The following is a 20884-nucleotide window of genomic DNA, read 5'->3' as shown; positions in this document are numbered from 1 at the left end:
CTGCTGCCGGTCAGTGTAACAGCCCTAATTCCTCATTCCTCAGCAATTCTGCCAGCCAACCATGTCCGAGTCGCACGAGCCTGTCACTTTGATTCCCAGCCAGGGTAAATTGGCTGGGATTGACTACGGCAGCGTCCGCATCGGAGTTTCAATCTGTGACGCTACGCAGTGCTTTGTATCGCCACTGCACACCTACAATCGTCGCAATGAGAGGCTCGACGCAAGACACTTTTTGGAATTGGCCCACACCGAGAAACTTGTGGGTTGGATCATTGGCTTGCCTATTCACTGTGATGGTCAGGAGAGCCAAAAGTCTCAGGAAGTTCGACAGTTTGCGGGTTGGCTACAAGAAATCAGCTCCCTTCCCTACGCTTTTTGTGATGAGCGGTTCAGCTCGCGGGAAGCACGAACTCTCATGCACGATACCGGTTGGAGCCCGCAAAAAAAGAAGAAGCGTCTGGATGGTTTGGCAGCATATTTGATACTTACGCACTTCCTGGAGTCGCGTCATGCCCTCCTACCCCGCTCGCTGGAAGATCGTCCGAAGTGGAAAGAGGGGAGCTAAATCGGTCTCTGAAATACTTATTTTGGGTGGGGCGTTGGTTCGTTGGGTTGTTGCGTTACAGTATCGAGAATGCCCGGCAGACTGTTGTTTTCCGCCGTCGGGTGGCTGTAAACGCGGACGGAGATTTGCTTAGCAAGTCAAAAACTCAGCTCGCTTGGAACTTTCCTGATCGCTACAACATCCCAAACATAGATTGGACCGACAGGTTGAAGCAGCCAGGGACATTCCAGGTTTACATTAAGAAAGCAAGGCTTTTGGCCCAATGGGCGTGGTCTTAGCAGCCGTCACCCGAGTTTGGGTGGACGGCAGTGGGTGGGGATTTAGGGGTTTTGGGAAATGCCAGTAGGCGATTGGGTGGACGAGCTGTTGACCGGCCTCATCGACGGCCAGTTGACGGACGACGAAAAGCGTCAGATTGATGCCGCCCTGAAACAACCAGAAGTACAGCAGCGACTCCAAGAATTGCAGCGTATCAGGTCGGAGCTCCGCGAGTTATCGCGGCTGCCCAGTCCTGGTTTGCCGAGCGATTTTTCGTCCAAGGTTATTGCGGCCTGCGCCACCCTCACTCGTGGTGCCGCCAGCAGCGACGCTGCGACAGGTCGCCGACTGCGTCGAGGCGTAATGGTCCTGGCCGCGTTAGCTGCGGCAATTGCCTTGGCGGTCTGGATACCGCAGCGTCAACAGCAAGACCATCGGCATCTAGATCAGACACCATCTCTGGCGCGTCAAGCCGACCGAGACGCAAGTGCTGACGCGACCGCTTCGCCGACCGATATGGCGCTGACGCCAGAGTTACCGCTGCAACCATCGCGCGCGTCTGAAACCATCAGCGCTGGTCGCATGGCGTCGGGCGCAAATCGGGATCTGCGACTGTCGCTAACCATGGTGTTGGACGTATCGATTTCACAATTTGCCGCTCAAGACGATACGATTCGCAAGCTACTGAGTCGCTTCAAGATCGACATCGCGCAGGGGGTTCAGGCCAATGCCGAAGTCGAAACCGCGATCAACAAACTGCGGTACACGGTGCCCGACGAAATTCCAGTGCCCGCCGCTCAACTATATCTGATCAGCGCACCCTCATCCGTGTTGGATGCGGCGCTGGCCGAGATCGAAAAGGATATTCAGTCATTTCCCAACTACCGATTTGATCTGGCATTTGAAACACCGACGGCATCGCTCATTCAAGCCCTGGCCAACGCTTCCAGCCAGCAGCTTGCCGCCGGCCAATCGGTGGCGGTACCTATTGTTGATAACAGTCGCGAAAGCGGCGCGGCACCTGAATTCCAATCTGTTCCCTACCAAGGGACTTTGGTCAGTGCGAACAATCGCCAGCGACCTGCCGAGCTGGAGCTTGAGCCGTTGCCGGACGATGAAGCCTGTTTCTTGCTGCTCATCATTCGCCGGCCTTAAATAGCGTTTTTAAGTTTCATGGGGCGGACTGCGTCAGCGGCTGCTGGAACGTAAGCCACCAGCTACGCTGGAATGTTGATAGAGCGGCAAGTAGCGATAGTAGACCTCCAAACACAGACAGCTCATGGCCGTCGAGTACACGCGTCCGCCATACCCGCCCCACATGCCGTCGGGGTTCCAACTGCCTGGTTGGCTGGCGTAGGCGGGCTGCTGAGTCTCTAGCAGTCGCGCTTTGAGTGCTGCATTCCACGACCACCAGTGCTCATCTTGCAGTTGAAATAGAGCCAGCGTGGCGTAGTACCAAAAGTAGACGTTATCAGGCTGTGAGCCCGGTAGGGTGCGGGTGATGAAATCAACAGCTTCGCGGCGAGCTTCGGTCGCAATCGGATAATTCAACAAAAATCGACATGCCAAGGCTTCTGCGGTCATCGTCTCCGAAGGAGCGCCTTCACCCGGTCGATATCTGGCTAGTCCTCCTCGTCCGGCCGCGCACGAGTCCAGAAATCGCCGCATGCGGTACTGGACTTCTTGTGGAATCTGAATTCCGGAGCGTTGCAAGCTGCTAAGCGCCATTGCTTGCCATCCAAACAGGCTCAGGTCACCGGGATCCCCCGGCTGGTAGCGCCAGCCACCACCGCGCGAATCTTGGGCTTTGATCGAATACTCTGTCGCCTTGAGCAACGTGCCGCGCAGAGCCGGTTCCCCGGTCATCGCGTAAGCTTCGGCCAGGGCCAACATGGCGATGCTGTGACAATACATGCGTGCATTGACAACGCTGATGTCGTTACCAATCTGCTTTGGACCTGACAGATCACCAGACGGCATTTGTGCTTGCATCAAATAGGTCAGCCCGCGCTCGACAACCTGGCGGTACGGTCCGTCGCGGTGCGTATGACCAGCCGACAACATAGCCAACAGCGCTAGTCCGCTGACACCCGTATCGGCTCGCCCACCTGTCCCCGAACGATTTTCACCCAAGACTCGAGTTTCTGTGCCGCCACCAAACCGGGCTGCATTCCAGCTTCCATCTTCTGACTGAGCCCCAGCCAGCCAAACCAACGCGGCATCCACTGCCGCTTCGGTATCCGCGTCCGCACCATAGGCGCTGGCAATTTGTAGTCGATTGGGTGCCTGCCGCAGTCGATATTGGCTTGATAGCGAAGTAATCTCTACTTGGGGAAGCACATTTGTCACCGTTTGCGCATCGGCGACAGGTGCTGCAGCTCCATGGGCAGCAGTTGAATCGACAGATGATATCGGTGTGGTGGGCGCTGGCACATCAGCATCAGGCTCGATGCGCGTCGCGTCAACCAATTCGGTCATCTCCGGTACTGGCTGCTCCTCAGTTGAGGCAATCTCCGGTTGGCTGGGCTTAGTGGGTGCGTCCAACAACTCCATCGTCTTCAACAAATCTGCAAATGTAAGCTCATCAGCAGCCGGAAGACTTGCCGTCGGCGTGTGAGCAGCGGTCGATTCGGGCGCTGGCGGATTTTCCACCTCGGATTCATCTGCTGAAACAGGTACCATCTCTTCGATCGGTTCTTCATACACCAGCATGATCGCTGGCTGGCTACCGCTGGGATTGCCTTGCGGTAACAGCGGACGGTGTCCCACGGCATACATCAGCAGCCACACATGCGCCAGCACGCTAAGCACGATGCACTTGGTCAATGGCTTGGATTGTCCCCAGCGAGTCCGCGAAGCCAGCAGAAAGAATATCGCCAGCAGCGCAAAACCGATGCCGCTGGCGATGGCCAGCCCGCGCGGCGTTGTCAGATAAGCCCACGCCTGCCAAGTTCGTTCGAAGATCGGGTCCACCCAAGACATAGTCGTTTACCGCAGCCGATCATTCTGCAGTCCCAGCATCGCCATATTGGTGACTCCCGCCTTGTTGATGGCCCCCAAGACCGGTACCACGTCTAACTGGCGTGCCTGAGCATCGGCCCGCACAGCCACTGATAGATCGGGGGAGCGTCGCTTAATATCCGTCAGTCGCCGTGTCAGCTCCAGCAACGTAACTGGCTGACCTTCTAAATAGACCATGCCATTGGCAGCGATTTGCACTTCGCGTCTTTGCGGAGCAGCATTGGCGGCATTTGTTCCAGAGATGCCTGGCAAGCGGATATCAACCTGACGCTCTTGCTTGCTAAATTGCGTTCCTACCATGAAGAAGATAATCAATAGAAAAACCACATCGATCATCGGCGTCAGATTCACCGATGGCAACTCTTCCAGCGAACTGGTTTTCAGTGGCATAGTTGGCTTCTCAACAACGGTTGGATGGCAGCGTCCGCCCGCCACTGAGGCGAGCGCATCTTCCTATTGGCGCGCACCTCAGTGTACGAAAAGTGGTGCTTCGTTCCTCTTCTATTTCAGGCGGCCTTACGCGACCTGCTGCGTGACCGAGCGCTTTGCTGAGCTTCGGCACTCGTCAGCTCGACCACGTTGGCAACCAGTGCATCCATTTCCAAAATGAGTTTGTCGGTTCGTCCCAAAAAGTAGACGTACGCGGTGTATGCCGGGATCGCTACGCACAGGCCAAAGGCTGTTGTCAGCAGGGCCGCCCCGATACCGCTGGCCAACAGTTCAGGCCGCCCCATGGCGTCGGCTTGAGCGATTGAATTGAAGGCGTCGATCATCCCCAGTACAGTGCCCAGTAGTCCGAGCAGTGGCGTTAAATTGCTGATGGCGTTGAATAGCCGCAGGTATTTTTTGAGTTGGCTGGTGATGTGCGCCCCCGCATCCATCACCGCCTGCTCCATTTCGACTGCCGGTCTGCCCCAGCGTTTGAGTGCCGCCGTGAACAATTCCGCAGTCGGGCTGCCGTTGTCTTCGCATAGGGCCAGCGCCTCTTCTTGATCGAGTTGTTGTTGTTCGAGTTGTTCGATCACCCCGCGCACAAAAGGTTTAGGGATGATCCTGCCGCGTCGCAGGAACAGCAGGCGCTCCAATATGAACACGACTAACACGAACGAGCACAAGAGAATTGGAAACATTAAGCTGCCGCCTGCACGCAGGATGCTTAGCAGACCGCTGGTATCTATCTTGTCTGACTCAGACTCTACGGAGGTCAGGCTGGGCGCGCCGCCGGAAGGCTGTGGATTGGTTGTGGGCTGTCCGGGCATGGCCGCCACCCGCATCGCAGGTTGATTCTGCAAATTCCCACCTCCGTAGTTGCCAGCATTAACCGGCGCCTGATAATTCTGGGGTTGACCATAGCCCATTGGAGGCGGTGCTCCTCGATTGCCCAAGTACTGCTGCCCCTGGGCCAGTCCCTGAGTTACGATGAGCCACAGCGAAATCGCCAGAATCAGCCAGGTTCTGGTAGCTACGCTCGTCCGTCCGGTAGCTACGCTGGCCCGAGCATGGCGGAACCCACGCACCTGCGCCACTGGCAACACCGCATCAGGCGTTCCCGAAATTCGCACAGATTTCATAGCGCAACTTCCCATTTCCACTCAACTTAGCGACGAAAGCTGTCCTGTCCCAAACCGCAACTACCTCTAACCAAATATCGGCCATCGTCTGGTCTGCCAGTACAAAACACCGCCCTGCCACCGTCGAAAACTCGGATCGGCTACCGTCTGCACTGGCGGTACCAACCAGCGCACGTCGTTTGTAGACTCCCTGGCGAACTCAACGCAAGGCAAGCTTGGCTTGAAAGGCTATCAAAATACAACCCTCTGAAGCGACTTCTCGCTATTCAGGCTGCGTGAGGGCGGAGGCGGTCGAGCATGAAGACGATGCCAAATAGCAGGGTGCAGGCCAACACGATGGCGCCACCGCTGGAGACGGACCAGTAGTACGAGGCGTACAGTCCTCCGATGCTGCTCAGACAGGCGACCACGACCGACCACACAAACATCCAACGCAGTTGTCGAGTCGCAATCGAGGCGGTGGCGGCGGGCGTGACCATCAGCGCGGTGGTGAGGACGACGCCGACGGCTTGAATGGCGGTGACGACAGCCAGCGCTAGCAAAATCAGCAGTATGTAACGCAAGCGCTGGGCGCTGAGCCCGATCGTCTGGCCGTGCAGCGGATCGACCGTGGTGAGCATCAGTTCTTTGCTGATCAGCCACAAACTGATGCAGACGACGCCACAGACGATGGCAATGCCCCACAGGTCCGACGGAGTGACTCCCAGGACATTGCCAAACAGCATGTGCGAAAAATCACGATAGCTCTTGGTGCGAGTGATCAGCACAATACCCAGTGCGAACATGCCGGTAAAGACGACTCCGATGGCGGTGTCTTCGCGCATGCGCTGTCCACGACTCAGCCATCCGATCCCCAGCGCGGCCAGTACGGCGGCCAGGATGGCTCCGACCAACAAATTCCAGCGATTTAGATAGGCGATGACTAACCCAGGCATCGTGGTATGTGCAATGGCCTCTCCAAAAAATGCCATCCGTCGCAGCACGATGTACACGCCCAGCAGCGAGCACGTGATGCTCACCAGCAGACTGGCCAACAGCGCTTGGCGCATGAAAGCGTGCTCAAGTGGTTCCAGCAGCAGGTTCATTCGTTTCAGTCCTGAACCGACCGCGGTTGCCGTTGGCCGGATGGGAACTTCTGTCCTGCGCAGCGACCACCGGGCAGTGCTTGCACACTGTCGATGCGTCCCCCTTGCAAGTAGATGGCCACATCAAACGATTCGGACAACCGTCCCAAGTCGTGCGTAGCCACCAAAACGCTACCACCGCGACTGGCGTGGTCCGACAATACTTGATCGACGATGTCGCGCGTTGCTTCGTCAACCGCGTTGAGCGGCTCGTCGAGCAGAAACAGACTAGCTCCCTGCACCAGAGCGCGGGCGATTAACACCCGTTGCTGCTGTCCACCTGAGAGTCGCGAGATTTGGCGCTGGGCAAGGTCTGCGATTCCCAGCCGCTGCAAGGCAACCGCTACGTGCTGTCGATCTTGTCTGCCGGGCCGTCGAAACCAGCCCAGGTGCACATAGCGCCCGGTCATCACCAAATCGGCCACGGTGATGGGAAATTGCCAGTCGATATCGCTGCGCTGCGGCAAGTAGGCGGTGCGATGGTGGCAGGCACCTACAGCGTTCCCGTAAACTCGGACAGTGCCTGATTGAGGGCGAACCAAACCGGCGGCCGCCTTGAGCAACGTGCTCTTGCCCGCTCCGTTGTAGCCGATCAAAGCAATGCGCTGACCGCTTTGAACATCCAGCGAGATACCGGCCACTGCGGGCTGCTGAGTCAATTCGTAGCTGACAAATAGATCCTCGACCTGCAGCGCGGGATATCCGTCTACGGGATCGCGATGCCCGCGACCACCATAGGGCCACCCAGGCTCTTGCCCTGGACAGCGAATGGGCCCAGTCAGCAGTGAATCAGAGTCCCCTTGGCAGCAATGGTTCATCAGCGCAGCGATTCCGCAATGGTCTTGGCGTTGTGGCGCATCATACTCACATACGTTGCGGCTGGCGAATCGGCTGGTCCCAGCGCGTCCGTATACAGCGCTGCAACCACGCCGACTCCCGCCTCGCGAGCGACTTGCTCGGTCAGTTTGGCATCCAGCGTGTTCTCGGCAAATATAGACGGCAACTCCAGCTCGCGAATGCGACGAATCAGCGACCCTAACTTCATCGCCGATGGGTCGGTAGCCTCGCTGGAAAATGAATCCAACAGGCTGAGCACTTGAAATCCATAGTCGTCAGCAAAATAGCCAAACGAATTGTGACCAACAACCAGCGTTCGATTTTGCTGAGGAATCGAATCAACGTACTGGCGAATTTCAGAATCTAGTTCTTTCAGTTCAAGCGTGTACTCTTGGGCGCGGCGACGGTAGTCCGCTGCGTGGTCTGGGTCGGCCTGGGACAGTTCGTCGGCGATAACACCTACCATGCTAATGGCGTTGCCAATGGAATGCCACACGTGCGGGTCACACTCCGAATCGTGACATTGACAGCGCTGCCTGCGCGGCGAAATATCGCGGGTAACGGCCACGCGCCGAGCCTGGCTGCGACTGCTTTGGAACAGATCATCCAACCAGCCTTCATACTCAAGCCCATTTTCAAATACAATAGCTGCTTTGGTCAGCGCGACACTGTCTTGCGGAGTTGGCTCGTAGGTGTGGGTGTCACCACCGACGCCAACCAACGTCGTTACCCGCACGCGATCCCCGCCCACTCGATGAACCCAATCGGCCAAGATGCTATAGGTGGCAACGACGGGGACCGTATCGGATGGCCCTACTCCGTAGCCGACCGAGCCTGATGGACGGCAGCCCAGGACGGCTGTAAGCGCTACATAAATAAGCAGACTACATACCCTGGCACTCTTCACGAGCATTGCTCTTCCCATCGTCGTTTGTGAACAGTCAACGGCCAAATTCTCCGCCCCTACAAGCGGACTGTTGATGTAATGCCTGGACCAACTGGCACCCCGAAAATTCGTAGCCCGAAAGGCGGCTCAGGGGCGGTTGCTCCCTGGATAACACTGCGGGTTGTGATTCAATCAACCGCTCACCAGCCTGTCCGAACTTGGCTTGGCCCGACAAACAGGGTCGGAAAGTCAGAATCAGCGACCTCCCGATCCACCCTCCAATAAGAGTATATACAATCCTATTGCATTTGCAATTGCAGTTGTGGCTGAAGGAATGGTGCCGATAGCTCCAGTATATTGTCTAAAGACGCTGGCTGCATGAGGTGATTGAGGTCTGCGCTTTCCCAACGGCCTTCGACCATTTACATTACTGCCTGCACCCAGGCCGCACCGATCAAACCAGGATTTTAGAGTATGGAAATTCGCTTTTACAATTCACTGACCCGTTCGGCGGACCTATTCGAGCCGGTCGATGGCCACATTGTCAAAATGTACAGTTGCGGGCCAACGGTCTACGATTTCGCGCACATCGGCAATTTTCGTTCCTTTTTAGCCGCTGACCTGGTGCGGCGTTTTCTAGAGGCGGTGGGCTATGAAGTTCGGCATGTGATGAACATCACCGATGTTGGCCATATGACCGACGACGCCACAGCCGACGGTTCTGGTGAGGACAAGATGCAAGTCGCCGCTAGGCGACTCAGGGAAGACAAGAAGAGCGGTCGAGCGCCGCAAGGCTGTGTTGCCGATCCCGACAATCCTTTTGAAGTTGCTGCTTATTACCGCGACGCGTTCCTGGAGGACGGCAAGCAGCTGGGGTTGAAAGTTGCATCTGAGTATCCGCAGCGCGTGCTGTGCGCAACGCAATACATTTCGCGGATGATCGACACGATCCAGCAACTGATTCAGCGCGGTCATGCGTATGTGGGTGGTGATGGCGTGGTGTACTACGATGTGAAATCGTTTCCCGACTACGGACGACTCAGCGGCAACACGCTAGACAAAATGGACAATCTGCAAGAGGGTGCCAGCGGACGGTTGGATGCCAAGGATCAAGCCAACAAGCGCAACCCAGCCGACTTTATGTTATGGAAGGCCGATCCGCATCACGTGATGAAGTGGGATTCGCCGTGGGGTGCTGGATATCCTGGTTGGCACATCGAGTGTTCGTCGATGGCCATGCACATTTTTGAAAGCCCAACCATTGACATCCACACCGGTGGTGAAGATTTAATATTCCCGCATCATGAATGCGAGATCGCTCAATCGCGCGGTGCCTCGGGCAGCGACTGTTTTGCTCGCTTCTGGCTGCATACGCGATTCTTGATGGTCGAAGGCCGCAAGATGTCGAAGCGCGATGGCAACTTCTACACCGTACGCGACATTTTGAGCGGCAAGGCGACCGGTGGCGAGGTTCATCCAGCGGCGCTGCGATACGAATTGATTCGCACCCAGTATTCGGCTCAGTGCAATTTCACCAAGAAGGGCTTGGTCGATTCGGCCAATGCGGTGAGACGTCTGAGCGAGTTTGCTGAGCGCGTTGAGTCACAGGCCAAGGGGCGGATCGCTGAAGTTGACTTGAGTCATCCGGTCATTGCGCAATTTTTAGGTGCGCTGGCCGACAATTTGAACATTAGCGCGGCGCTGGCCGTAGTGCATCAGTGGTTGGCTGCGCCAGTAACTGACGCTGCACAGGCTGCGGCGGTATTGCGAGTCATCGACAGCGTGCTTGGCATCGTCGAGTTGACGCGCCAGTCCCGTCCCACAGGTGACGAGGATGAGGTGGCCGTACTGTGCCGCGAGATCGACGAGGCACGCCGTCGAAAAGACTTCACGGCCGCTGATGTTCATCGCAAAACCCTGGTCGAGCGTGGCTACGAAGTGCGGTCGACGGCTGAAGGTACCGTAGCGAAGCGAAAAATGGCCTAGCTGAGATGATCTGTGTCCAGCATTTGTCGAAAAGCTACGGAACTGACGTCCAGGCGCTGGACGATGTTTCGTTTAGTGTGCCTCCCGGTGTGACCTACGGCTTGCTGGGTCCCAACGGAGCCGGAAAAACTACTACGCTACGCATTTTGATGGGGTTGTTGTCGCCCACGACTGGTCAAGCCAGCATCGCCGGCTGTCCAGTCTCCGCTCAAATTCTGCAGACCAAAAGTCTAATTGGTTTGATGTCCGCCAGCGCCGGATTGTACCAATGGTTAACGCCACGAGAGGTGTTGCGTTACTTTGCGGTGGGCTATGGATTATCTGCTCAACAGGCCGCACAAAGAATTGAGTTGCTTGCCCAGATGATGGAAATTCAACCATTCATGGACCGCCGCTGTGCCACGCTCAGCACCGGCCAAGCGCAGCGCGTCCAGCTTGCGCGAGCGCTAGTGCACGACCCGCCCGTCGTACTGCTGGATGAACCCACGCGCGGCTTGGATGTCGTGGGGGCCAAGACGGTCTTCGATTACGTTCTACGCCTCAAGCAAATGAACAAGGCGATCATCGTTAGTACGCATCAGTTGGATGAAGCCGAGCGATTATGTGATCGCTATGGACTGTTGCATCGTGGGCGGTTGAAATGTGAAGGCACTTTGGCCGAACTGCAACAGCAAACGGGCCAGGCGACGCTCGTCGATATGTTTCTAAATTTCCTGTCGCAAGACACTGCTGACCCGAGCGGCTTACGAAATTCCTGAATCGAGGCTCGTGGATGAACTCTGATCGGTCACTTGCCGATGGCTCCAGCCCACGATTGCCCGGGACTGTCGATGTTCCGCTGGCCATGCCTCCCAAGTTCTCGTGGCTACAGCAGAACGAGCTGATTTCCAAGGAGTTGCGAGAGACGTTGCGCGACCGCCGGACGCTGGTCACTCTCCTGGTCATGCCGCTGCTGCTGTACCCGTTGTTGGGACTGGGATTTCGGTTTCTTGCTTGGCAGCAGTGGTCGGTGACTCGGCCCGAATATATTGTGGCTCTCCAGTCCGATCCGCAGGCCCAATGGCTGGCTAATGAACTGAGCGTTGGCCAGCGATTGATCCAAGAGTCTTCAGCTGACACACGCGACAACCTTTCGACCGAGACTGTTGGAGATGCAATACCCGAACACGCCACCGAACCTTCACGTGCCAGCGAGCCAAGGGCGGAAGTCAAAATCCGCGTGCCTCGTGGCGCAGAGGAAGTTCATCTTCCGCAGTTGGTTCGCGAAGGGGTAGTAGATTTAGGAGTTCGTATCGAGGGCAGCATGGTCGAATTATCACAGGAATTGGCGGGCGATCGCTCGGTGACTGTCGAAATGCTGGAGAATAGTCAATCGTTGACTAGTCGCCGCGCCGCCGAATATGTTTCCAGATGCTTGGAGATCAGTTCCCGGGAACGAGTCAGACGTTGGGCAGTTCAGCGACAAGCCGATTTTCAATTACCGATCCGACAGCTCAGGACAAATGTAGCTGTCGGCCAGCAGACGTCAGCGATCCTGGGCTTGTTGCCGCTGGTCTTGCTGCTGATGACTGTCACCGGTGGCGTTTACCCGGCAATCGACTTGACGGCCGGCGAACGCGAGCGACATACCTTGGAAATGCTCGTGACGCTTCCCATCCCCACCTGGAGGTTGCTGTTGGCCAAGTATGTGGCGGTGGTCACGGTCACGCTGCTGACAGGTTGCGCGAATCTAATGGCCATGTCGTTGACATTGTATGCGCTGGGCTTAGACCGAGAGCTGCTGGGGCCAGGTGGGATGACATGGCTCTTAACGGCAAAATTATTTCTGGCCTTGTCTGCATTGGCATTTTTTTACGCCGCCGTGTTGCTGAGTCTGACCAGTTCGGCTCGCAGTTTCAAGGAAGCTCAGGCCTACCTGATTCCGCTGTTGCTGCTGTCGATTGTGCCCGGCATGGTAATCTTACTGCCCGGCTGGAATCTGAACTATGTTACGGCGGGATTGCCCTTGGTGAATATACTGCTGTTGGTTCGAGAAACGTTAGAGGGTGGAGCCCTACCCGGTCCGGCCGCGTTGGCGTTGGTTCTAACTGTGCTGTATGCAGTTTTGGCGCTGAGTTTAGCTGCGCGCTGGTTTGCGGCAGATGCCGTCGCTGTTGGTAGTCGAGGAAGTTGGAAGGACCTGCTGCGCTCGCCGCCGGAAGTGAGAAGGTTTCCGTCCACCTCGCTAGCCCTCGTTGGCCTGGCCATGTTGTTGCCGGCTTACTTTTTGGCATCTGGGATGTTGTCGCGAGACGTGAGCGCGTCAGCGATGAACCGCTTGATGATGTCAGCCGGATTGACGGTCGCGCTGTTCCTGGGCTTACCGGTGCTGTTGTTGCGCTGGCAACGGGTTGCGTTGTGCGGCGGACTGGGTCTGACAAAGGCCAGTTCAATGCAATTGCTCGGCGGTCTGATGTTGGGAATCGCGGCTTGGCCGTGGGTGTTTGAGTTGACCGTTGCCAGTCAGTGGCTAGCCCGGGGGCTGGGATGGCCTGCGCTGGATCAGTCCAGTCTAGAAATGGTCAACCGGCTGTTAGCGAGTTGGCAGCAACTGCCACTGGCGGCGCTGATGATAGCACTAGGCATGATCCCCGGAGTTTGTGAAGAAATCTTCTTTCGAGGCTTTCTATTTGCCGGGCTCCGCCGCAGCCTCAATCCGTTGCCTACCGTGCTGATAACGGCCGTAATCTTCGGACTGTTCCACCTGGTATTGGCCGGAGCAGTTGCGCCTGAACGCTTAATTCCAAGTACCCTGTTGGGATTGGTGTTGGGCTGGGTTCGCTGGCGAAGCGGTAGTCTACTGCCTGGAATGGTGATGCACGCCGTGAACAACTCATGTGTGCTGGCGCTGGCTCGATTTCAAGACAAACTGCAGGGCTGGGGGCTGGAGAGCAATGCAGTTGATGCCCATCTGCCCACATTGTGGCTGGGAATTGCAGCGGTCCTGTTTATACTTGGGATTCTAATGGTCCGGTCGATGGAACCAGCATGGGCTGGAAAAGAGGACAACTAAGTATATGGCCAACAAACATCAAACCGATCAATCCTGCGAACAGCCCTCCGCCGGCGGCGGAAACGCCAGCGATGCGACGCTTCATGCGCGGCAGTCGATAGAGCAGGTGGAAGAAGGCAACCAGCTTGCGCCCAAATTCGATAGCCAGGGCCTGATTCCTTGCGTGACGACCGACTACGACAGCGGTGAATTGCTGATGCACGGCTACATGAATGCAGAAGCCTTGCAGCAGACGATTCGCCTGGGGCAAGCCGTTTATTACAGCCGATCGCGCAAGGCACTGTGGCACAAAGGCGCAACCAGCGGGCTCGTGCAACACGTTTGTGAAATGCGCATCGACGACGACCAGGACTGTGTTTGGTTGCGAGTTCAGGTTCAGGGCAGTGGCGCCAGTTGCCACGTCGGCTATCGTTCCTGTTTCTATCGCCGCGTGCCGGTGGGTAACCAGCGCGGTCAAGGAGAGGCACTGGTTTTTACTGAATCTGAGAAGGTTTTTGATCCTCAGCAAGTCTACGGTGATGCCCCCAATCCCACGCAGCTTTAATGGTGCCAACTGCCTGAATAGCAGTACCAGTAAGCTTGGGCCGAGCGATCGCTATAGCAACACACTTGCGGTTGGAATAACAAACCAACGTCGAACTAGCGTTTATGCAGGACGCAGCAAAGCGATCGCGTAACGCGCCGTCGCCCCTGCAAGAGGTGTGTTACGCGGTTGGACCAAATGTAGTGAAGTGTAGTTCCGTTATGTTACAGTATTCTGGGTGCCACGACTACGCTCAGCTGACGACCGCGTCCACAGCCTACGGCTTATGCTCACAACTGCGCACGCCCCCTACGACTACTTTCCTGGCTGGCATCGTGGGGTGTCTGTTGGCGTGCTCAGCGCTAGTGGCACAAGATCGTGCTGCGGAGGCTGCACTGCGCCGTATGGAAACCGTGCCAGAGCTGCAGGTATCGTTGGTGGCCAGCGAACCACTGGTAAGACAACCGGTGGCCATCGAGTTTGATGATCGCGGGCGACTGTGGGTCATTCAATACCTGCAATACCCTAATCCCGAGGGACTTCAGCGCATCGAAGTCGACCGCTATTCGCGCACCAAGTACGACCGGGTGCCCGAGCCCCCGCCGCATGGTCCACGCGGTGCGGATCGGATCACGATCCTGGAGGACAGGGACGGAGATGGCGTGATGGATCAGGGACGCGACTTTGTGTCTGGTCTGAATTTGGCCAGCGGATTGGCCTTTGGGCACGGCGGCCTGTTTGTGCTCAACGTGCCCTATCTGCTGTTCTATCCTGATCAAGATCGCGATGATCAACCCGACAGCGACCCCCAAGTATTGCTGGCCGGTTTCGGCATGCAGGACGCCCACAGCGTTGCCAATTCATTGTGTTTTGGTCCTGACGGCTGGCTGTACGGCTGCCAGGGCAGCACGGTCACTGCCAACATTCGCGGCATCGAGTTCCAGCAAGGCGTGTGGCGCTATCATCCGCCGACAGATCGTTTCGAATTGTTCTGCGAAGGCGGCGGAAATTCCTGGGGCTTGGATTTTGATGCTATCGGCGAACTGTTCTACAGCACCAACTACGGCGGCTACGTCATGCTGCATGGTGTCCAAGGCGGCTACTTTGTCAAATCGTTTGCCAAGCACGGCCCATTGCATAATCCGTTTGCGTATGGCTATTTCGAGCACGTGGCACATGATAATCCTCAGGGAGGGCATGTTACCTCTGGCGGCATTGTCTACCAGGCCGATGCATTGCCCGCGCGATTTCGGGATCAATACATTGCCGCTGATTTGCTGGGGCACACTATCCGCTGGCACAACATCACAGCCCAGGCATCGACTGTGCGGACTCGGGATGCCGGTGCTTTACTTGTTAGCAACGATTCTTGGTTTGCACCCTGCGACGTAACCGTTGGCCCTGACGGAGCCGTCTATGTCGCTGATTGGCATGACGCGCGCACCGCCCATCCAGACCCGGATGCACAATGGGATCGCTCCAATGGTCGCATCTATCGGATCGCGCCCCCCAAGTGTGCACAACATGAATTCGACCTGGCAGACATGACCAGCGACGAACTGATCCAACTGCATGACCACGCCAATCAATTCTTCGTGCGCCGCGCCAGGCAGGAAATGGTTCGGCGCGGTGACCGATCGGCCAGCGACCAGTTCCGTCTTCGTTGCCTGACCAGCGCTTCGCAGTCGGTGGCGCTGGAGTCATTGTGGACCTTGAATTCGCTGGGCGGCTTTGACGAAGCGCTGGCCGCGCAGCTATTGGACAGCCCCCACCAAGCGGTCCGCAAATGGGCCGTGCGCCTGCTGGGCGATTGGGTGTTTCACGAACAATTAGAATTGTCCAGCGAGTTGGCTCATCGGCTGGATCATTTCGCCGAGGTTGAGCAGTCGATTATGGTTCGCCAACAACTGGCCTGTACCGCTGCGCGCTTGCCGGCGCATCAAGCCTTGCCCGTAATCAACGCCAACATCAATCGCGATATCGACTTTGACGACCAGCGGCTGCCGTTGCTGTGGTGGTGGGCCATCGAACATCATTGCAACACTGGCCGCGAAGAAGTCATGCGGCGATTTGTTCGGCCTACATTGTGGAATTCGCGACTGGGCAGCCAATTTCTGTTGCCTCGACTGGTTCGACGATATATGGCCGAAGGCACGCAGGCAGGACTGGATGCCGTGGTGCGTTTACTGCAGGCCGCTCCCGCTGCCCAGCTTCGTACCGAGCTGTGGCCGTCGGTGTTGGCCGGCTGGCAAGAGCAGTCCAGCCAGCAGCGCGATGCATTGCGTCACGCGGTCGTAGCGACGCATCCGCTGGGTCAGCTGGTGGAGAAGGCCTGGCATTCCCAGCCTAACGATGTGACGTTAACTAGATTGGCCATCGAGTTGGGAAATGCCACGGCGCTGGAGGCCATTCGCTCGTCAGCGTTTGATTCAGATGTTGCCGAACCGCGCCGCATCGAGCTGCTGAGACTGCTCGGACAACTGAAAGATCAAACTCAACTATTTGAGGCGCTGGCTCTATTGCGGTCAGCCATTTCCGAGGCATTGCAACTGGCGGTTCTGGAAATAGTCGCCCACAGTGAAGATCCTCAGGTCGCGCCGCAGTTGATAGATGTGTTGAAGAATTCCAGATACGCGGCGATTTCCCTGCGAATCGTCGAGCTTTTATTCAGTCGCCGTGAATCTGCTAAGCAACTGTTGGCTGAGGTTCAGGCCGGAGAGATTCCAGCGGACAGGATTCCGCTAGATCAGGCGCGGCGAGTCGCTTTGTTGGGCGATCCGGAGCTGCCAGCGATCGTAGTACGATACTGGGGCCAGTTGCAGGCGCAGTCGGCTGGTGAAATTCTGGCTGAGATTCGGCGATTGAACAATGATTTGCGGGCCGGCACGGGTCACGCAAGCGCCGGTCAGGTCGTCTTTAGGAAGCATTGTGCAAGTTGTCATCAGTTGTTTGGCCAAGGAACAAAACTCGGCCCAGACCTGACCACCGCCAATCGCCAAGACCACGACTTCTTGTTGACCAGTCTGGTGGACCCAAATTACGTGATTCGCACCGAGTACGTTAACCTGATCGTACATACCGTGGATGGTCGAGTGCTCAGCGGCTTGCCCGTAGCCCGTGATGGCACCGTCATCACCTTAGCCGATGCGCAGAATCAACACATCCACGTGAATCTGACCGAAGTCGAGCAGATGCAGGCTTCCCCCGTATCCATGATGCCAGCCGACTTGTACAAGCAGCTGTCACCTCAGGAGCTACGCGACCTGTTTGCTTACCTTCAGAGCACAGGGCCGTAGTGGTTGGTCGGCGACGGAGCATAGGTGCATGGATCGACCTCGTACGGCGATTCCTAATTCAGTAGTCGTCGTTCACGTCAGTGCTATGTTCCGGCAGTTGGTGGGCCAGTGCGGGGCCGAGCCAATTACGGTGGGCTGACTTTGCTGCCTTCCGCCTACTGGACGTTTCGGCATCCATTTGCATCGGCCTGGCTTGTCCCCCCGTCCCACCCTACAGACCGCGCAAGTGGTTACAATTATCGAATTCTTGACAGAGGTGCGCGATGTTGCGAATAGCGATAGTTCTTGAGTTGAGTCTGGTGCTGACGTGCTGCGTCTCGATGGTGCAGGCGCAACCGGCCAGTACTGACAAGCCGCGCGTCTATCATAATCGGTTACAGCGCATCGAGAATCCTCAGCCGTTGCTGGCTGACTATCCGGAATTTTTCGAGCCCGTGAAGGAACTAGTGCATTACGAAGCACCGGCCATCGTCGTCGATAAAGATGCTGACTTGCAGGTTCGGGCCTGGCGGTTTTCGTATAACGCTCGAGGCATTATCGAAATGCCCAATCATCTGCAGGCTTCCAAGACGGCTGTGATTATGGTGCATCCCTGGGGAATCGATGATGGCCAGGGGTGGAATACGCCCGAGCCAGCGGGCGTGGCTGACTTTTGCACTCCGGACAAGAACCATCTGGCGGCGGAGCATACCCGACGAGTCATCCGACCGTTCATTAATCGTTTGCGGCCCAACGTAGGGCTGGTGTTGTACAGTTTGCGCGGCGACAAAGATCCGATTCGTGCCAAGCTGTATCGATCGCTGTCACATACGCCCAGCCCGCAGGAGCGCCAGGCTGGCGCGCGGGAGTTAACCGAAAAACTGAGCAGTTTTCAGTATCGCGGTCAGCCGCTGATCGACCAAATGGAACTATCCAGCACTCAGCCGGTGATCGACTACTTTCGTCAATTTCCCGGACTGGACGCGGGAGCGCGCTACAACAACGCTGGCTTTTGGGATCTGCCGACGCCCGTCACGAGCGACGTCGATGTGCACGAGAACGATGTCGTGCTATATGACGCCGAGGGCTATCCCGCGCTGCGAGACTTTCTGAAGCAGCAGGGCATTCGGCATGTCTTGTTGACCGGTTATGCCACGGACATGTGTTTTTGCCGCACCACGGCCGGCTACGAAAATCTGTCCACCGACTTTAACGTGTTCTTGGTAGGTGACGCTTCTCTAGCCACCTTCCCCGCTAACGCCTCACCGCGCTTTGCGGTTAATGCCGCCATTTCCTATGCGGCCTTGAATCAATTGGTCACCCAGGTTTCGTGGGTAAAGCTGACCAACGAGGTGCCCCATGAATAGTCAGCAGACTTGCGATCGTGATCGGTCAGTGCCCGAAGAAAGTCACACCCAGATATCGCGCCGCCGATGGTTTGGTCAAAGTGCAGTAGCGGTCGCTGGGGGTGTGATGTGGAGACACTCGGCGCTGCTAGCTGACGTGCTGCCAGCCAAAGCACGCATCGCCATCACTTTGGACTTGGAGATGGCTCGCAACTTTCCCACTTGGGAAGACAAGCATTGGGATTACGAAAAGGGAAACTTGAATCGAGCCGCCAAGGAGTATTCCGTCAAGGCTGGTCAACTGGTCAGGCAGCGAGGCGGACGGATTCATTATTTTTGTGTTGGTAGTACTCTGGAGCAGGAGGATGTCCGTTGGCTGGCTGGGCTAGCCGCCGATGGGCATCCGCTGGGCAATCACACTTACGATCACGTCAATCTTCTGGCGACGCGGCCGGCTGACCTGCAGTTTCGATTTCAGCGTTCCCCGTGGCTGATTGCTGGGCGTCAGCCGCTGGACGTCATTCGACACAATATCCGTCTGACGACCGAGGCGCTCAAGCACCGACTGGGCGTGGATAATCGCGGTTTTCGCACGCCCGGTGGGTTTTACAAAGGATTGTCCGAGCGCGAAGACTTGCAACACATGCTGTTGGAGTTGGGGTTTACTTGGGTCAGCAGCAAATACCCGCCGCACCTCTACACCGAACCACAAGTGGAACCCACCGAGGAGATTTTCGATAGCATCGTTGCGGCGCAGGCCGAGGCTCAACCATTCGTCTATCCGTCGGGGCTGATCGAAATACCGATGAGTCCCATCAGCGACATCGGTGGCTTCCGGACTGGCCGTTGGCGGTTGGAGTGGTTTCTGGAAGCTGTTGGTCGCGCGGTGCAGTGGACCATTGATAATCGCGCCGTCTTTGATTTCTTGGCGCACCCCTCCTGTTTGGGCGTGGTTGATCCTGAATGTCAAACGCTGAAGTTGATCTGCGACTTGGTCGAGCGGGCAGGTGATCGCGCGCAATTGGTGGATCTGGATCAAATCGCCGCTGAGCACCAGGGTTTGACAAGCCCATGAAGGATGCGGGAACTAAGTTTGAGCACCGGCACTGGTACCAAAGGATTGGTCCAGGGCTGATTACGGCTTGCGTTGTCATCGGACCGGGCAGCGTGATGACCAGCTCAACGGTTGGTGCCAAATATGGCATGCAGATGTTGTGGGTTGTCGTGGCTGCGGCGGGGCTGATGATGTTGTTTATGTCGTTGGGAGCCAAGTTAGGTGCAGTAGCTCAGGCGACACCGGCTGAACTAATCCGCAGGCAGGCGGGTCGACCGCTGGCGGTCTTCGTGGGTTTGGCCGTATTGCTGACGGCGGCGTTGTTCCAGTCAGGAAATAACATCGGAGTCGCAGCGGCCTTCGAGGGGTTTGTTCAGTCCAAGACGATCGTGGCTGGTTTGTTGGTCGTGTTTAACGCTCTGGCCATCGCCTTCTTGTTTGCGTTTAAGCATATGTACCGCATGTTGGAACGCGTCATGACCACCTTTGTTGCACTCATGCTCGTGTCCTTCGCCATTAATTTGATTTGGCTCCGGCCCGATCCCTGGGCGATGGCTAGTGGTCTAGTGCCTTCGCTGGCCCACATCGACTTTGCCAGTAATTTATTGCCTCTGTTGGGCCTAGTGGGCACGACCTTTGTTGTCACAGCAGCTTACTATCAAGCGTACCTCGTGCGGCAAAAAGGCTGGCAAGTGCAGGATCTTTCCAGCGGACTTCTGGATGCCAGGATAAGCGCTCTCGTGTTGTCGCTGATCACGATCATGCTGATGACCACGGCAGCAGTTGCCTTTCACCAGCAGTCTCAGAGCGACCCGACATTCAAATTGACAAGTCCAGCGGCCATTGGTTTGGGGCTGCAAGCTACGTTCGGCGAGGCCTCGCGGGTGATCTTCTGCGTCGGACTTTTCTCAGCCGCCTATTCGTCGTTCCTCATCAATTCGATGATTGGTGGCTTTATGGCTGCAGATGGTTTGGGCTGGGATATCGCGGACAATGCACGTGGCGCTAAGCTGCTGACGACAGCGGTCTTGTTAATGGGACTAGTGGTGGGTATGGCCGTAGTTCTGCTGAGATTTGATCGCACGCCAATGATCATTGTGGCTCAGGCGGTCACCGTCGTAATCGCTCCACTGGTGGCCATCATCTTAGTGTGGCTGACCGCCTCGCGGACAGTCATGGGGCGTTACGCCAACGGCTGGGCCACGAACGTCGTGTCAGTATTCGGCTGTATCGTTCTGCTGGCAATGGCCTACAAGACTGCGGCCATCGATCTGCCGGCCTTGATTTTTCGGGCGCAATAGCCGGTCGACATCCCGCGCATGCCGGCACGATCGGAATGGGCTGTGGTATGATAGTTACGTAGGCGATAACGCCGACCACCGGACT

At 56.8% G+C, this 20884-nt stretch carries 16 protein-coding genes; 10 read left to right on the top strand and 6 right to left on the bottom strand.

Annotated elements, in window-relative coordinates:
• The first annotated feature begins 61 nt into the window (after positions 1 to 61).
• Positions 62 to 565: a Holliday junction resolvase RuvX gene (ruvX, locus tag KF752_04435; protein MBX3420786.1), complete on the top strand. Its 504-nt coding sequence runs from the start codon at positions 62 to 64 to the stop codon at positions 563 to 565.
• A 336-nt stretch (positions 566 to 901) separates the two neighbouring features.
• On the top strand, positions 902 to 1978 hold the full coding sequence (locus KF752_04430; protein ID MBX3420785.1) for a hypothetical protein: 1077 nt from the start codon (positions 902 to 904) through the stop codon (positions 1976 to 1978).
• 33 nt (positions 1979 to 2011) lie between these two features.
• On the opposite strand, the gene KF752_04425 is transcribed toward KF752_04430, so the two are convergent.
• The 6 genes from KF752_04425 to KF752_04400 all read right to left on the bottom strand — a co-directional run bounded on the left by KF752_04425 (position 2012) and on the right by KF752_04400 (position 8289).
• A complete protein-coding gene (locus KF752_04425; GenBank protein ID MBX3420784.1) occupies positions 2012 to 3805 on the bottom strand; it encodes a terpene cyclase/mutase family protein in 1794 nt (597 codons plus the stop codon).
• A gap of 6 nt (positions 3806 to 3811) precedes the next feature.
• Positions 3812 to 4234 (bottom strand): biopolymer transporter ExbD, encoded by a 423-nt coding sequence (locus KF752_04420; protein MBX3420783.1) that lies wholly within the window; start codon positions 4232 to 4234, stop codon positions 3812 to 3814.
• 116 nt (positions 4235 to 4350) lie between these two features.
• On the bottom strand, positions 4351 to 5202 hold the full coding sequence (locus KF752_04415; GenBank protein MBX3420782.1) for a MotA/TolQ/ExbB proton channel family protein: 852 nt from the start codon (positions 5200 to 5202) through the stop codon (positions 4351 to 4353).
• Positions 5203 to 5681: 479 nt separating this feature from the next.
• Positions 5682 to 6500 (bottom strand): metal ABC transporter permease, encoded by an 819-nt coding sequence (locus KF752_04410; GenBank protein ID MBX3420781.1) that lies wholly within the window; start codon positions 6498 to 6500, stop codon positions 5682 to 5684.
• Between the two features lie 5 nt (positions 6501 to 6505).
• The gene (locus tag KF752_04405; protein MBX3420780.1) at positions 6506 to 7357 is read right to left on the bottom strand and encodes an ABC transporter ATP-binding protein; all 852 of its coding nucleotides are present in this window, start codon (positions 7355 to 7357) and stop codon (positions 6506 to 6508) included.
• Entirely contained in the window at positions 7357 to 8289 is a 933-nt protein-coding gene (locus KF752_04400) for a zinc ABC transporter substrate-binding protein (protein ID MBX3420779.1), read from the bottom strand. The genes KF752_04405 and KF752_04400 overlap by 1 nt, the downstream gene beginning before the upstream one ends.
• A gap of 447 nt (positions 8290 to 8736) precedes the next feature.
• Between KF752_04400 and cysS the strand changes: the two genes are divergently transcribed.
• The 8 genes from cysS (at position 8737) to KF752_04360 (ending at position 20799) form a co-directional block, all read left to right on the top strand.
• Entirely contained in the window at positions 8737 to 10248 is a 1512-nt protein-coding gene (gene cysS / locus KF752_04395) for a cysteine--tRNA ligase (protein ID MBX3420778.1), read from the top strand.
• A 5-nt stretch (positions 10249 to 10253) separates the two neighbouring features.
• The gene (locus tag KF752_04390; GenBank protein ID MBX3420777.1) at positions 10254 to 11006 is read left to right on the top strand and encodes an ABC transporter ATP-binding protein; all 753 of its coding nucleotides are present in this window, start codon (positions 10254 to 10256) and stop codon (positions 11004 to 11006) included.
• 14 nt (positions 11007 to 11020) lie between these two features.
• Entirely contained in the window at positions 11021 to 13300 is a 2280-nt protein-coding gene (locus KF752_04385; GenBank protein ID MBX3420776.1) for a CPBP family intramembrane metalloprotease, read from the top strand.
• Positions 13301 to 13304: 4 nt separating this feature from the next.
• Positions 13305 to 13844 (top strand): phosphoribosyl-AMP cyclohydrolase, encoded by a 540-nt coding sequence (gene hisI / locus KF752_04380; protein ID MBX3420775.1) that lies wholly within the window; start codon positions 13305 to 13307, stop codon positions 13842 to 13844.
• A 200-nt stretch (positions 13845 to 14044) separates the two neighbouring features.
• The gene (locus tag KF752_04375; protein MBX3420774.1) at positions 14045 to 17119 is read left to right on the top strand and encodes a c-type cytochrome; all 3075 of its coding nucleotides are present in this window, start codon (positions 14045 to 14047) and stop codon (positions 17117 to 17119) included.
• A gap of 263 nt (positions 17120 to 17382) precedes the next feature.
• Positions 17383 to 18465: an isochorismatase family protein gene (locus KF752_04370; GenBank protein ID MBX3420773.1), complete on the top strand. Its 1083-nt coding sequence runs from the start codon at positions 17383 to 17385 to the stop codon at positions 18463 to 18465.
• Positions 18458 to 19519, top strand: coding sequence for a polysaccharide deacetylase family protein (locus KF752_04365; GenBank protein ID MBX3420772.1), 1062 nt, complete (start codon positions 18458 to 18460; stop codon positions 19517 to 19519). Before KF752_04370 ends, KF752_04365 begins: the two co-directional genes overlap by 8 nt.
• The gene (locus tag KF752_04360; protein MBX3420771.1) at positions 19516 to 20799 is read left to right on the top strand and encodes an Nramp family divalent metal transporter; all 1284 of its coding nucleotides are present in this window, start codon (positions 19516 to 19518) and stop codon (positions 20797 to 20799) included. Before KF752_04365 ends, KF752_04360 begins: the two co-directional genes overlap by 4 nt.
• The last annotated feature ends 85 nt before the right edge of the window (positions 20800 to 20884 follow it).

The sequence above is a fragment of the Pirellulaceae bacterium genome (assembly GCA_019636385.1).
Taxonomy (GTDB): domain Bacteria; phylum Planctomycetota; class Planctomycetia; order Pirellulales; family Pirellulaceae; genus Aureliella.
Note: the sequence above shows the minus strand (reverse complement) of the source record. Positions and strands in the feature narration are given on the sequence as shown.

Bases quoted from the DNA above. Each gene is read 5' to 3' on its own strand.
- ruvX (MBX3420786.1), top strand. From the start codon at position 62: ATGTCCGAGTCGCACGAGCCTGTCACTTTGATTCCCAGCCAGGGTAAA.
- KF752_04430 (MBX3420785.1), top strand. From the start codon at position 902: ATGCCAGTAGGCGATTGGGTGGACGAGCTGTTGACCGGCCTCATCGAC.
- KF752_04425 (MBX3420784.1), bottom strand. From the start codon at position 3,805: ATGTCTTGGGTGGACCCGATCTTCGAACGAACTTGGCAGGCGTGGGCT.
- KF752_04420 (MBX3420783.1), bottom strand. From the start codon at position 4,234: ATGCCACTGAAAACCAGTTCGCTGGAAGAGTTGCCATCGGTGAATCTG.
- KF752_04415 (MBX3420782.1), bottom strand. From the start codon at position 5,202: ATGGGCTATGGTCAACCCCAGAATTATCAGGCGCCGGTTAATGCTGGC.
- KF752_04410 (MBX3420781.1), bottom strand. From the start codon at position 6,500: ATGAACCTGCTGCTGGAACCACTTGAGCACGCTTTCATGCGCCAAGCG.
- KF752_04405 (MBX3420780.1), bottom strand. From the start codon at position 7,357: ATGAACCATTGCTGCCAAGGGGACTCTGATTCACTGCTGACTGGGCCC.
- KF752_04400 (MBX3420779.1), bottom strand. From the start codon at position 8,289: ATGCTCGTGAAGAGTGCCAGGGTATGTAGTCTGCTTATTTATGTAGCG.
- cysS (MBX3420778.1), top strand. From the start codon at position 8,737: ATGGAAATTCGCTTTTACAATTCACTGACCCGTTCGGCGGACCTATTC.
- KF752_04390 (MBX3420777.1), top strand. From the start codon at position 10,254: ATGATCTGTGTCCAGCATTTGTCGAAAAGCTACGGAACTGACGTCCAG.
- KF752_04385 (MBX3420776.1), top strand. From the start codon at position 11,021: ATGAACTCTGATCGGTCACTTGCCGATGGCTCCAGCCCACGATTGCCC.
- hisI (MBX3420775.1), top strand. From the start codon at position 13,305: ATGGCCAACAAACATCAAACCGATCAATCCTGCGAACAGCCCTCCGCC.
- KF752_04375 (MBX3420774.1), top strand. From the start codon at position 14,045: ATGTTACAGTATTCTGGGTGCCACGACTACGCTCAGCTGACGACCGCG.
- KF752_04370 (MBX3420773.1), top strand. From the start codon at position 17,383: ATGTTGCGAATAGCGATAGTTCTTGAGTTGAGTCTGGTGCTGACGTGC.
- KF752_04365 (MBX3420772.1), top strand. From the start codon at position 18,458: ATGAATAGTCAGCAGACTTGCGATCGTGATCGGTCAGTGCCCGAAGAA.
- KF752_04360 (MBX3420771.1), top strand. From the start codon at position 19,516: ATGAAGGATGCGGGAACTAAGTTTGAGCACCGGCACTGGTACCAAAGG.